Here is a 13,095-nt window from a genome sequence, read left to right on the forward strand (position 1 = left end):
TTCCGGGACTCAACGGCACTGAAACGCGATCAGAGACCGGCGACCAGGCCCGTGACCGGGGCGGTGTTCAGACCGGTGACACCCTCGACGGTGCCGACGACCGTGTTCACCAGGCCGGAGACCGGGGCAACACCGTCGACCAGGCCGGTCACGGTGCCAACGGCGTTCAGCGACAGGCCGCCGGAGACGTTGTCGAGGTCGGCGTCCGAGATCTCGGCGGTGGCAACCTGGGGGGTGGAGTTCATGAGGGAACTTCCCTTCGTATGGATATTCATAAGGGGGAGAGCGGCCCCCCTCTGGGGACAGATGACGGCCGCCACCGCGGGGGTGCGGCACCCGATTCCGGGCGCTGTGCGGCGCCCGTTCCCGGATGCCTGGCTGCGACCTCCGCGGTGCAACGGATCAAAGCACGCTCGTGGCGCGCGCATCCAATCAACCGGGGCTCTCACCTGCGAACTTGAGCACGGCCGGGGCTCAACCGTGCAGGTGTGCGCACGTCTCGGCAGTCAGTTCTTCACATGCTGCACGGCATTGTTCCGTCCCCGCGCTTGTCGCCCCGCTCTCGAAAGGGACAGTCCCACCGCAATGGCGCGGAGGGGGGCGCGCGAGTGTGCAGATCCGCTGTCCGCCGTGACGCGCCTGCGTATTCGATGTGCAGATTCCCTGAAGCCGGGATTCCGTTCCGGCCGAAGGACGGACCGTTACCGGTCGGTAGCGGAAAGTGTCGATCCAGTCCGGTCGGTGCCCCGTGCTCGGCCCGGCGGTGCGCGGGCGGTGCTCGCGCGGCACTGCTCTGTGCTCACTCGGTGTAAGGGCCCGATTGCTCGTATTTCAGGCGTTTGGCCGAGCCAACTCAGCTCTTTTTTAAACACAGTTGAACAGCCCGCGCGGCTCACGCGTATCAACAGGCATCCAGGCGCCCCCTAGTCAGCCGCCGGACGGTGGCCTCGACCCCGTCCCCAGGAGGTCAAAGAGTTGAGTCACAAAAGGATTCCCAAGCGCAAGGCCGCCATCGCTGTCGGAGGCGTCGCGGCGCTCGGAGCGGCGGCCCTGCTGCTGCCCCACGCCAACGCCTCGCAGACCGACGCGAAGGACGCCGCTCCCAAGACGCTGAAGTCCGCGGACGCCTCGAACCTGGCCTCGCTCATCGCCTCCCAGCTCGGTGACGCCTTCGGCGGCGCGTACTGGGACGCCTCGAAGCAGCAGGTCATCATCAATGTCGTCGGCAACAACAGCAATGTCGTCAACACCGTCGAGAAGGCCGGCGCTGTTCCCCGCAGCGTCAACAACAGCCTGTCCACGCTTAAGACGGCTGCCAAGACACTGAAGTCCGACGCGACCATCCCCGGCACCGCCTGGTCGATCGACCCCAAGACGAACCAGGTCCAGGTCACCGCCGACAGCACAGTCACGGGTGCGAAGTGGACCAAGCTGACGTCGACCGTCGACTCGCTCGGCTCCGGCGTGGCCACGGTCAAGAAGTCCGCCGGTTCGTTCAAGACGTTCGTGTCGGGCGGTGACGCGATCTTCGCCCAGACGGACGCCGGCGGCGTCCGTTGTTCCCTCGGCTTCAACGTCACAGCGAGCGACGGCGCCCCCGCCTTCCTGACCGCCGGGCACTGCGGTGTCGCGGCCAAGCAGTGGTCGGACTCGCAGAACGGGCAGCCGATCGCGACCGTCGACCAGGCCACCTTCCCCGGTGCAGGCGACTTCTCCCTCGTGAAGTACGACGACCCCGCCACCCAGACGGCGAGCGAGGTGAACGAAGGCAACGGCAAGACCGTCCAGATCACCCAGGCGGCGGACGCCACGGTCGGTCAGCAGGTTCTCCGGATGGGCAGCACCACCGGTCTGCACGACGGCTCGGTCACCGGTCTCGACGCCACCGTCAACTTCCAGAGTGAAACCGTTCCCGGCGGTGTCGACACCGTCACCGGTCTCATACAGACCGACGTCTGCGCCGAGGCGGGCGACAGCGGCGGCTCCCTGTTCACCGCGGACGGCAGCGCGATCGGCCTGACCTCCGGCGGCAGCGGCGACTGCACCGCCGGCGGCGAGACCTTCTTCCAGCCCGTGACCGCCGCCCTCCAGGCGACGGGCGCGACGCTCGGCGCGGGTGGCGCCGCGGGTGCCGGCGACGCGAGCGCCGCGGCGACCGACCCCGCGGCCACGGACCCGGCGGCGGGCGACCAGTCCGGGACCGGCAGCGACCAGTCCAGCACCGGTATGGACGCCGGCTCCGGCCTGGTGACCAGCACCCCGTGACACCGGTGACCACGAGCCACTGACCCGGCCGCGCCACCACGGCCCGGTCGGCAGTGGAAGGGTCCGGCCCTCCGGCGGGAGGGCCGGACCCCACCGCGTTCTCCCCGCCGCTCATGAGAGGGCCGGACCTCGCGGGGTTCCGGTACCGCTCAGTCGTGCGGACGCGCCCGCAGCAGAAGCAGCGCCACATCGTCGAGCCGCTCCTGCGTCACCGCCCCGCTCTGCTCGACGAGACTGTCGGCCAGCGCGTTCAGCGACAGGTCACCGCCCTCGGCGAGTTTCCGACCGAGGTCGGCCAGGGCGTCCTCGATGTCCACGCCGGGCGACTCGATCAGACCGTCGGTGTACAGGGCGAGGACCGAACCGGGGACGAGCGGCACCTCGGTCGTCGGATATGTGGCGGCCGCGTCGATCCCCAGCAGTGGCCCACCGGCCAGATCGAGCACCCGCACCCGCCCGTCCGGCCGCAGCAGCAGCGGGGGCGGATGACCCGCGCGCGACATGACGGCCACCTCGCGCGCCGGGTCGAGACGCAGATAGAGACAGCTCGCGAACAGCTCGGCCCCCAGGTCGATCAGCAGCCGGTTGGTGCTGCGCATGACCTCCTCCGGCGGCTGACCGACGGTCGTGTACGCCCGTACGGCCGTGCGGATCTGTCCCATCAGGGCCGCCGCCGTCACGTTGTGCCCCTGCACGTCACCGATGACCGCGGCGGCCAGACCGTCCGAGGGCACCAGGTCGTAGAAGTCCCCGCCGATCTCCATCCCCTGGGTGGCCGGGAGATAACGCGCGGCCGCCTCCATCGAGGGCAGTGAAGGCAACGAGTGAGGCAACAGCGCGGCCTGCAGACCGTGCGCCAACTGCAGCTTGGCGTCGTAGAGCATGGCCCGCTCCAGAGCCTGCGCGATCAGACCGCAGAGGCTGGTCAGCACGGCACGCTCGTCCGCCGGGAAGGTGTGCGGTTCCGCGTACCCGAGGACGCAGGTGCCCACCGGCCGTCCGGACGCGATCAGCGGCAGATACGCCCACGCCTCCATGCCGTCGGGTGTCGCGCAGCGGTCCGGGTAGAGGCGCTCCAGCTGCTGACGGGAGTCGAAGAACGCCGGCAACCCGGTCTTCAGGGCCTGGGTGCCCGGGGTCTGCGCGCTCAGCGGCACCCCGTGCCAGCGTTCCAAGATGTGCGGGTCCGCGTAACCCCGGTGGCCGAGCACGTGCATCCGGCCGGATCGCGAGCCGAGGACGGCCAGGGCCTTGCTGCCGACGGCCGGCGCGATCTCGTCCGCCACCAGCTGCACCACATCGTCGACGCCTGCCGCCTGGGTGAGCGCGCCGGCCAGGCTCAGCACCTGGGAGATGGTCACCAGGCGCGGGGTGGTGTTGTCGTCCCCGTACCGCGATTCGACGCGCCCCATCTCGGCCACCGACCGGGCCCGGGAGATGCGCACGCTCAGTCCGGTCGTACTCGGATAGAGCCGGAACGACAGCCAGTCGCCGGGCGGCCGCAGCGCCACGAACGACGTCACGTGCTGGCTGATCAGCGCGGCCCGGTAACGATCCTCGTAAACGGGGTCGTTGAGCCAGGGCACCGACGCCCACAGCTGGGTGCCCAGCAGCCCGCTGACCGGGACACCGAGCATGTCGGCCGTCGCGGCGTTGGCGAAGCTGATCCGGCCGTTCAGATCCAGCGCGCACATCCCGTACGGCAACCGCGCCACCATCCGCGCCGCCTCCACCGTGCCGAGCACGCCGGTGGCCGGAGCCGCGGACGACCCCAGCAGATCCGGCTCGGGATGGACCGGACGCCGCTCCGCCGTCGCCCGCTCCAGACGCAGCGCGAGCCGGGCGCAGGACGCGGTGAGATGGTCGCGTTCCCGGTCGGAGAGGTCCGGCGGATGCGAGCCGGGCCAGGTGACGAAAACGGCGCCGTACACGGTGCCCGCGGTCGCCACGGGGAGGGCGGCCAGCGCGAAGGGGTACGGCAGGACCATGGCGATCCGCGGGAAGCGGCGGGCCATCTCCTCCTCACCGCCGACCCATACCAGCCGCCGCTCGCGCACCGCCACGGCGACCGGGATCGGCGCATTGAGCCCCACCCGCTCCCACGGCGCCGCGAACGACCTGGGCATGCCCGCCATGACCGCCATCTCCAGCACGGATTCACCCGGCGTCAGCAGGTACACCGCCCCGGAGTGGGCGTGGGCCTCCTCCATCATCGAGGCCAGTGTCAGCGACAGCAGCGGCCGTCCGACCGGCATCGGCCGACCCGCCGGCGCCTGCTCGGACCCCTGCCAGTCGGACACGCCGACCACCTCCTCGCAGGGCCGTGCGACGGGACTCAGGGATCAAGGCTCCCTCGTGACGGCCCTTCCCGCACGGCGAGCGCCACGCGCGGCACAGAGTGCCGCTTCCGGCTCCGCCGCAGGCCCGACGGCCCCGGAACGGTCACAGGGGCTGCGCGAGCGCCCCGGAAGCGCTGTAATTGCGGACGTGGTCAGTGAGGGCGCTGCGGAACGCGGAAAGAGGACGCTGCGTGCCGAACTTGCCCTCAAGACGCCCACCCCGGACCTGGACCCGCGCGAGCGACAGCGCCGCGTTCTCGAACAGGCACTCGTCTTCGCGGGCGCGTCCGTCGTCGCGGTGTACTCGCCCACCGAGAGCGGCGACGAGTTGTACCTGTCCGAGTCGGCAGGCGTCCCCAGGACGCTCTACGGCCTGCGCGACAGCTATGCCCTCACCGGCGGCTCCCCGGCGGTGGAGGCGTACCGCTCGGGCCGACCGCTGTGGCTCGGTCCGGCGGAGATCGCCCGCTGCGCCGACGCCCGCAGGCTGCCGTCCCAGGACTTCTGGCTGGCCCTCCTGCCGCTGCCGGACGGCGGCTGCCTCGTGGCGGCCGGCGAGCGCCCGGGCGGCTTCGACGAGGAGGACCGGGAGTGCCTCGGCCTGATCGCCGAGGCCGCCGTCTGCCCCGCGCCCGGCTCACCGCCCGGCTCACCGCGCGCCACCGCCGCCCGGCCCACCAGCTCGTTCGACCTCGCCATGGACACCGGACACCTCGAGGTCGACGCCGAGATGCTGGAGCTGTTCGGCCTCGACCCGGCCGAGTTCGACGGCAAGGTCGAGAGCCTGCTGTCGATGACCGTCCCCGAGGACCTGCCCACGCTGATGTCCGTGGTGGAGGCGGACCACATGTCCATCGGCGACCGCGAGCTGGAGTTCCGCATCCTCCAGCCCTCCGGAGAGCCGAAGTGGCTGCGGCTGCGCGGCCGTCTCGTGCCCGGCGGAGAGGGGCGTCCGGCACACCTCGTGGGAACCGTCGCCGACGCCTCCAAGCTGCGCTCCGGTGTCAGCGACGTGGCCCGCGTCCAGCGGCTCGCCGCGGCCCTCGCCACCGCGGGCACCGTCCGTGACGTCGGCCGAGCCGTGGTGGCCGCGCTGCGGGGCCCCCTGCGGGCCGACCGGATCGCCCTCGCCGAACTCGAGGGCGACCGTCTCGTCGTCACCCTCCTCGACCCTCCCGAACCGGACGCCTGGCCCGAGGTGTGGCGCTCCGAATGGCGCTCGGAATGGCCCGACGCGCCGGTACGCGCCATGCCCACGCTGGAGGCGGCCCTCATCGAGGGGCGCCCAGCCGTCTGGCCCGCCGGAGCACCCCTGGAACCGGCGCTCGCCGACGTCGGTCCCGGCGGTCTCGCCATCCTGCCGCTGCCCGCGGGCGGCCGGATGGCGGGTGCCTGTCTGATCGGCTGGGACGACCCGCACGAGTTCGGCCCCGACGAGCGCGCGCTGCTCACCGCGTCCGCGGGCCTCGCGGGCCAGGCCCTGACACGCGCCCGCGCCTTCGACGCCGAGCACGAGCTGGTCGGCATGCTCCAGCGCTCCCTGCTGCCGCGGCGCCTGCCCCGGATCCCCGGCGCGGTCGCCGTCGCCCGCTATCTGCCCACCACGGCGGGCCTGGAGGTCGGCGGCGACTGGTACGACGTCATCCCGCTGCCCGACAACCACGTCGCCCTCGTCATCGGCGACGTCCAGGGCCACAACGCCCAGGCGGCCACCCTGATGGGCCAGATGCGCACGGCCCTGCGCGCGTACGCCGTCGAGGGCCACCCCCCGGACGTCGTCGTGCAGCACGCCAACCGACTCCTCATGGACCTGGAGACCGACCTCTTCGTCACCTGCTGCTACGTCGATGTGGACCTGGAGGAGGGCACCGCCTGGTGCGTACGCGCCGGGCACCACCCGCCCGTGCTGCGCCACCCGGACGGCACAACGGAGGTCACCATGTCCGAGGGCGGACCACCACTGGGCGTCGTCACCCAGGCCGACTTCCCGATGAGCCCGCTGCGACTCCAGCTCGGCACGGTCCTGGCCCTGACCACGGACGGTCTCGTCGAGTCCGCCGAGGTCGACATCGAGGACGGGCTGAACCGGCTGGCCGGCGAACTGACCGCGTCCGACCCCGCCCACCTCGGAGTGGTGGCCGACGGACTGCTCACGGGCGCCAACCGCAGCGACGACGTGGCCCTCCTCCTGATGCGCTACGACGGTCTGGAGACCCGCCCGCTGCGGGAGAGCTGGACGGTGTGGCGCGTCCCGGAGGCGGTCCGGCACGCCCGCCGCTTCACCCGGCGCACCCTGCGCGCCTGGGGCGTGCCCGACGACAGGATGGACGGCGCGCTCCTTGTCGTCTCCGAACTCGTCACCAACGCCCTCGTACACACTGACGGGCAGGTCAGACTCGACATCACCCTCATCAACCACCGCCTGCGGATCTCCGTCGCCGACACCTCACCCCGTTCGCCCATCAAGCCCACCAGCATCGGCTGGGAGGCCACCGGAGGCCGAGGCATCCTGCTCGTCGAGGCCATGTCGGCCGTCTGGGGCACCGTGCCGGTCAGCGGCGGCAAACAGGTGTGGAGCGAAATCCCGCTGGACTGAGGGGGATAGGGTCGGGCACCAGGTGCTCCTGGGGGTGGGGGCCGGTCTGCACACGGGGGGTCACTGCGCATGGTGAAGACGCCTGAGCGGATATGGGAGGAAGCAGACCTGCCCGCGCGGCGGCTGGCCGGGCTGGCGCTCAACCCGTCCACGCCGCAGGACGTCCTGCTGCGGCTTCTCGCCGACGGTCCGGCGGCGGTACGGATGGTGCTGTGCCGGGACCGGGTCCTGCCCGACGCCGTCGTGGACGCGGTGATCGAGCACCCCGACACCTACACCCGCAGCTTCTTCGCCCGCAATCCTCACGTCGATCCGGCCCAGCGGGTACGACTGATCGACGATCCGGAGTGGTTCGTCCGCGCCCACCTCGCCGATGGGCCCCGGATGCCTTTCCAGGTCCGGCCCGAGCCACTGCCCGACGAGGCCCTCGTCCACATGATCAGGACGTACGGGAACGACGAACTCTCCGGTTCCTTCTACCGGCAGATCTCCGACGAACTGCTCCGGACCATGCACACGCACCAGGACGCGAAGGTCCGCCGCTGGGGGGTCGGCGCGTGGGAGTGGCTGCCCGCCGACGCGCGGGCCGCGCTGCTGGCGGACCCCGACGTGGGCGTCCGGGACGGGGCGTTGCTGCGTACACGCAACGAGGATCCGGCCTGGGTGGAGAGCGCACTGCCCGCCAAGCCCTGCCATGCCCGCACCGGCATACTGTGCAACCGGCCCCTCACCAGAGCCGTCGTGGACAGCGTCCTGACCACTCCGGCCGGGGAGAACGAGCGGGTGATGATCGCCTGCAACCCCAGCCTCCCCGCCGATGTGGTGGCCCTCCTGGCCTCCGATCCGGATCCGGACGTACGGGAGCACATCGCGTACCGCGCCGACCTCGGACCCGCCGAACGCCGTGCGCTCGCCGTGGACCCCGACCCCAAGGTGCGGCTCGCGGTGTCCGTGCACCCGGCGCTGAGCGAGGCGGAGCGGGCCGCGATCGACTACGAGGTGCCCATGGACTGCGGTTTCCGCCACCGGCCCGCACCGTCGGTGCCACGGGACCCCGAGAGCGTCCGCCGGGACGCCCTGTCCGCCCACCCGGTGCTGCGCAGGAGGGCGGCCGGGGTCCACTCGCTCCCGCCGGACCTCGTGGCACGCCTGGCCGACGACGAAGACCTCGGCGTACGCGTCACGCTCGCCCAGAACCATCCCGACGCCCCCGCGGCCCTGCTGCTGCGCAGTTTCCTGGAGTACACCGGTCCCGAGCGCTCACACCTCGCCACCCGGCCGAACTTTCCGACCGCCCAACTGGCCGCCTTCGCCGACCACGAGGACCCCGAGGTCAGAGTCCTGGCCGCGCGCGACCCCGAGACCGTGCCGGCCGTCGTGGAACGCCTCACCAGGGACCCGGACCCCGCCGTACGGGCCGCGGCGGGCCGCCACCCGAACCTCCCGCGGCCCCGGCTGACGGAACTCCTCGACGACGAGGAACTGGCTCATCCGGCAGCCGCGAACCCGGCGTTGGACGTGGCGGAGATACGGCGGCTGGCGCGGACTCTCGTAGACCCGGCCGGGTCCTCCGCCGATACGCTGACCTGAGCGGCCCGGCCCGGTCGGCTGCTCCAGCTCATCGATTCCGGGGCGTACAGGCCGGTGATCGGACGGTAGTTGAACATCGGCCGGGGACGACACGTGAGAAAGAGTATGGGAACCCCACTCACCGTCTCTCCACCACTGGAGCGGCCCGAAACGCGTGGCCGCGACCAGGTGCTGGGCCTTGACGGGCTCCGCGGTCTGGCCGCGCTGTACGTGTTGCTCTTTCACTGCCGGCTTCTGACCATGCCTGGCTTTCCCGAGAACTCGGGTCCCGCCTGGCTGGGCTGGCTGATGTACGGGCGTCTCGCCGTGGTCTTCTTCCTGGTGCTGTCCGGTTTCTCCCTGGCCATCTCGCCGGCGCGCAACGGTTGGCAACTGGGCGGCGTTTCTCGGTTCCTGCGGCGGCGCGCGTGGCGCATCCTGCCTCCCTACTGGGCGGCACTCGCGTTGAGCCTGGTGGTCGCCTGGTTCGTGGTGCCCGCCTCGCACTTCGGACCTCCGACCGGCACATCGGTTCTGGTGTACGGCTTCGTGGTCCAGGACATGTTCACGGCTCCCACGCCGAACGGGGCCTTCTGGTCGATCGGCGTGGAGGCGGAGCTCTATCTCGTCTTTCCGCTCCTCCTTCTCGTCCGACGGCGGCTGGGCGCGGTCGTCCTGGTCGCGGGCGTGACGCTCCTGGTCGTCGCCCGCGGCCTGCTGGCGCCGAACGCGTCCCCGGTGGAAGGCGTGAACTGGCTGACCCCGAACCTCGCCCCTGTGTTCGTCGCAGGACTGGTGGGCGCGGGGATCGTCGTCGCGCCGGAGAAGTTCCGGCGTCTGCCGTGGCACTGGCTCGCCGCTCCGGCCGTCCTGCCGGTCGTGGCCCTTGTCGTCATCAAGGGGTCGGTGTGGACGGTGGACCACTATTTCTGGATCGATCTCGCCGTGGCGCCCGCCATGACCATGATGATCGCGGCGGTTGCCACCGGCAGGCCCGCCTTCCTCATGCGGCTCCTGGCCACGCGCCTCATGCGCGGCCTCGGCGACTTCTCCTACAGCCTCTACCTGGTTCACCTGCCGATCGTCATGATCGTCTGCCGAAAGATGGCCCCACATTTCGTATCGCCCGGTCTCCCCGCGTTCTGGTTCACGCTGGCAGTGGCACTGCCCGCCTCGGTGCTGGGAGCGTGGCTGTTCGCCAAGGTGTTCGAGTTGCCTTTCAAACGGAACCGATCATGGAAGTCCATGTTCTCGGCCGCCGCGCGCTGACACGACCGCACTCCTCCCGCCGGCACGACCGCACTCCTCGCGGTGACACGACCGCGCTCCTAGGGTGGGTGCCGTGCGTCTGCTCCTGATGTCCGACACCCACCTGCCCCAGCGGGCCAAGGCACTGCCGCCGCGGCTGATGGCCGAACTCCCGCACGCCGACGTCGTCGTCCACGCGGGCGACTGGGTGGACACCGCCACCCTCGATCTGCTGGAGGAGCGGGCGCGCAGGCTCGTCGGGGTGTACGGCAACAACGACGGCCCCGCCCTGCGCGCCCGCCTCCCCGAGGTCGCCCGCGTCGACCTCGACGGTCTGCGCCTCGGCGTCGTCCACGAGACCGGTGCCGCCCAGGGCCGCGAGCGGCGCTGCGCCGAGCGCTACCCCGACCTCGACGTCCTGGTCTTCGGGCACAGCCACATCCCCTGGGACACCACCACCGGGACGGGCCTGCGCCTGCTCAACCCGGGTTCCCCGACCGACCGCCGCCGCCAGCCGCACCACACGTACATGACCGCGATCGTGACCGACGGACAGCTGACCGACGTGACCCTGCACCGCGTCGACCCCGACTGAGGCACTCAGGCGTGCCGGTGCCGTCGTATGCGCACGAAGACCAGCGCCAGTACGACGGTGGCCACCGCGACCGCCACGCGCTTGGCGACCGGAGGCCCGGCGGTCCGCAACAGGTCGATCGGCTCGGCCGGTTGGACCGGCTGCACCGGTTGGACCGGCTGCGCCGATTGGAATGGTTCGACCGGCTCCGGGGGCTCGGTCCGTTCGGTCGGTTCTTCGAGGCGCCGCGCCAGACACTCCGCGAACTGCCCGACCAGCTTGTCGCCCACCTCCGCCATGACGCCGCGACCGAACTGCGCCGGACGCCCCGTGACGGTCAGATCGGTCCGCACCGACACCGCCGTGCCGCCGTCGCGTTCGGCGAGCGTGCCCGTGACCGTGGCCCGTGCCGTGCCCTGGCCGCGGGTCTCCTTGCCGTTCGCGATCAGTACCATCCGGTGCGCGGACTCGTCCTGTTCCTCGAAGACGGCGGTGCCCCGGTACGTCACCGTGATGGGTCCCACCTTGACCTTCACCGAACCGGTCACGGTCTTCCCGTCGTAGTCGTCCACCGTCGCGCCCGGCATGCACGGGGCGATCCGTTCGACGTCGAGGAGCGCCCGCCAGGCGTCGTCGACGGGAACGGGGACGGTGAACTCATGATGAAGTTCCATGCTGCTCTCCTCCAGGGGTATCGACGGGTCCGGCAGGCGTAGCGACGGGACCGGGATGGATCGCCCCGCCCGTCGCCGTCAGCGGCGCCCCACTGCCGCCCCACCGCAGTGCGACGATCTCCGCGGCGACGGACACGGCCACCTCCTCCGGTGTACGGGCCCCGAGGTCGAGCCCGACCGGCGAGCGCAGCCGGGACAGCTCGCCCTCCGACAGACCGGCGTCGATCAGCCGTTTCCTGCGGTCGTCGTGGGTACGACGGCTGCCCATCGCCCCGATGTACGCGGCCGGGCGGCGCAGTGCCTCCTCCAGCAGGGGCACGTCGAACTTCGGGTCGTGGGTCAGGACGCAGATCACCGTGCGCGCGTCGGTCCTGGTATCCCGCAGATAGCGGTGCGGCCAGTCAACGACGACCTCCACACCCGCCGGGAACCGTTTCGCGGTGGCGAAGACCGGGCGGGCGTCGCACACCGTGACCCGGTAGCCGAGGAAGTCCCCGATCCGGGCCACCGCCGCCGCGTAGTCGATCGCGCCGAAGACCAGCATGCGCGGCGGCGGTGCGAAGGAATGGAGGAAGACGGTCACGGCGTCCTCGCGGCGCTCGCCGTGCGGACCGTAGTGCCGCCGGATCGTGGCGCCCTGGGCCAGCTCACCGCGGGCGTCGGCGGTGACGGCCACGTCCAGACCGGTGGAGCCCAGCGAACCGGCCACCTCGTCCGGCCACACCGCGAGCGTGGCCCCGAGCGGTGCCGGTCCCTCGATCACCGTCGCCACCGTCACGGGCCGGCCGGCGGCCACCGAGTCGGCCACCGCGGCGAAGGAGGGGTCCTCGGCGGGCGTCACCCGGCGGATGAGCAGGGTGATCTCGCCGCCGCAGGTGAGCCCCACGGCGAACGCGTCCTCGTCGCTGTACCCGAAGGTCTCCAGGCGGGCCTCGCCGGAAACCACCACCTCCTGGGCCAGCTCGAAGACCGCCCCTTCGACGCAGCCGCCGGACACGCTGCCCACGACCTCGTCGCCGGGCCCCACGGCCATGGCGGCTCCCGGGTCCCGGGGCGTGCTGCGGCTGACCGCGACCACCGTGGCGAGGCCGAAGGGGGAGCCCGCCGCGTACCACCGGTCCAGCGCCGGGAGGATCTCACGCATCGCTCGCTCCGCTCACCGCAGGGTGCGTTCCACTCAAGAGTCCGCTCCTCTCACCACCGCCGCCAGCCGTTCCAGCGCGGCCGGACTGTGTCCCTCGACGAACGCGTCCACGCTCGGCAGCGCCGCGGCCATCCCGCCGGCCAGGGGCGCGTAACCGGGTCGGGCCTTGCGCGGATTCGCCCAGATCACCCGGTGCGCGAGCCGGTGCAGGCGGCGCATCTGCTCCGCGAGCAGGGCCGGATCGCCACGCTCCCACCCGTCGGACAGCAGGACGACCACCGCGCCGCGCGCCATGCCACGCCGCCCCCACCGGTCCAGGAAGCCGCGCAGCATCTCACCCAGCCGGGTGCCGCCACGCCAGTCCGGCACCGCCGCCGCGAGCGCGGCCATGGCCGTGTCGGGATCGCGGTGCGCCAGTTCACGGGTCACCCGGGTCAGCCGGGTACCGATCGTGAAGACCTCCGTGCGGGTGCCCCGCGCGGCCCCGACGGTGCGTGGGCCGTGCAGGGCCGCGTGCGCGAACCGCAGCAGCGCGTCCGCGTACGGCCCCATCGAGCCGCTCACGTCCACCAGCAGCACCACCCGGCGCGGCCGGTCCGCTCGCGCCCGGTGCCGCAGCCGCGCCGGCTCCCCGCCGCCCCCACGGCCGTCACGTCGTCCACCTCGACGACACCACAGATGCCCTA

At 71.8% G+C, this 13,095-nt stretch carries 10 protein-coding genes; 5 read left to right on the top strand and 5 right to left on the bottom strand.

Features of this window, described 5'->3' with window-relative positions; translation table 11 throughout:
• Positions 1-29: 29 nt before the first annotated feature.
• Positions 30-245, bottom strand: a complete 216-nt coding sequence (locus ABZ656_RS30660; protein ID WP_054236564.1) for a hypothetical protein — start codon at positions 243-245, stop codon at positions 30-32.
• Between the two features lie 730 nt (positions 246-975).
• Between ABZ656_RS30660 and ABZ656_RS30665 the strand changes: the two genes are divergently transcribed.
• Positions 976-2,265: a S1 family peptidase gene (locus tag ABZ656_RS30665; RefSeq protein WP_360271927.1), complete on the top strand. Its 1,290-nt coding sequence runs from the start codon at positions 976-978 to the stop codon at positions 2,263-2,265.
• Between the two features lie 149 nt (positions 2,266-2,414).
• Here the strand turns inward: ABZ656_RS30665 and ABZ656_RS30670 are convergent, their stop codons facing one another.
• The gene (locus tag ABZ656_RS30670; RefSeq protein ID WP_360271930.1) at positions 2,415-4,574 is read right to left on the bottom strand and encodes a SpoIIE family protein phosphatase; all 2,160 of its coding nucleotides are present in this window, start codon (positions 4,572-4,574) and stop codon (positions 2,415-2,417) included.
• 178 nt (positions 4,575-4,752) lie between these two features.
• Here ABZ656_RS30670 and ABZ656_RS30675 point away from each other — a divergent pair, with 178 nt between their 5' ends.
• From ABZ656_RS30675 to ABZ656_RS30690, 4 genes are all read left to right on the top strand, one after another.
• Positions 4,753-7,200 (top strand): SpoIIE family protein phosphatase, encoded by a 2,448-nt coding sequence (locus tag ABZ656_RS30675; protein WP_101402590.1) that lies wholly within the window; start codon positions 4,753-4,755, stop codon positions 7,198-7,200.
• A gap of 69 nt (positions 7,201-7,269) precedes the next feature.
• Positions 7,270-8,790 carry a HEAT repeat domain-containing protein gene (locus ABZ656_RS30680; protein WP_360271934.1) on the top strand — a complete coding sequence of 507 codons (1,521 nt, stop codon included), beginning with the start codon at positions 7,270-7,272 and terminating at the stop codon, positions 8,788-8,790.
• Positions 8,791-8,895: 105 nt separating this feature from the next.
• Positions 8,896-10,038: an acyltransferase gene (locus tag ABZ656_RS30685; RefSeq protein ID WP_360271937.1), complete on the top strand. Its 1,143-nt coding sequence runs from the start codon at positions 8,896-8,898 to the stop codon at positions 10,036-10,038.
• Positions 10,039-10,111: 73 nt separating this feature from the next.
• Positions 10,112-10,612: a metallophosphoesterase gene (locus ABZ656_RS30690; RefSeq protein ID WP_360271940.1), complete on the top strand. Its 501-nt coding sequence runs from the start codon at positions 10,112-10,114 to the stop codon at positions 10,610-10,612.
• A gap of 5 nt (positions 10,613-10,617) precedes the next feature.
• Here ABZ656_RS30690 and ABZ656_RS30695 read toward each other — a convergent pair whose 3' ends face one another.
• From ABZ656_RS30695 to ABZ656_RS30705, 3 genes are all read right to left on the bottom strand, one after another.
• Positions 10,618-11,265, bottom strand: a complete 648-nt coding sequence (locus ABZ656_RS30695) for an SRPBCC family protein (protein WP_360271943.1) — start codon at positions 11,263-11,265, stop codon at positions 10,618-10,620.
• Entirely contained in the window at positions 11,249-12,409 is a 1,161-nt protein-coding gene (locus tag ABZ656_RS30700; RefSeq protein WP_101402594.1) for an XdhC family protein, read from the bottom strand. Before ABZ656_RS30700 ends, ABZ656_RS30695 begins: the two co-directional genes overlap by 17 nt.
• Before the next feature lie 33 nt (positions 12,410-12,442).
• The coding region (locus ABZ656_RS30705; protein ID WP_360271946.1) for a VWA domain-containing protein at positions 12,443-13,095 on the bottom strand (653 nt) is incomplete at its 5' end.

Origin of the sequence: Streptomyces sp. NPDC007095 (assembly GCF_040634475.1) — a bacterium.
Taxonomy (GTDB): Bacteria; Actinomycetota; Actinomycetes; order Streptomycetales; family Streptomycetaceae; genus Streptomyces.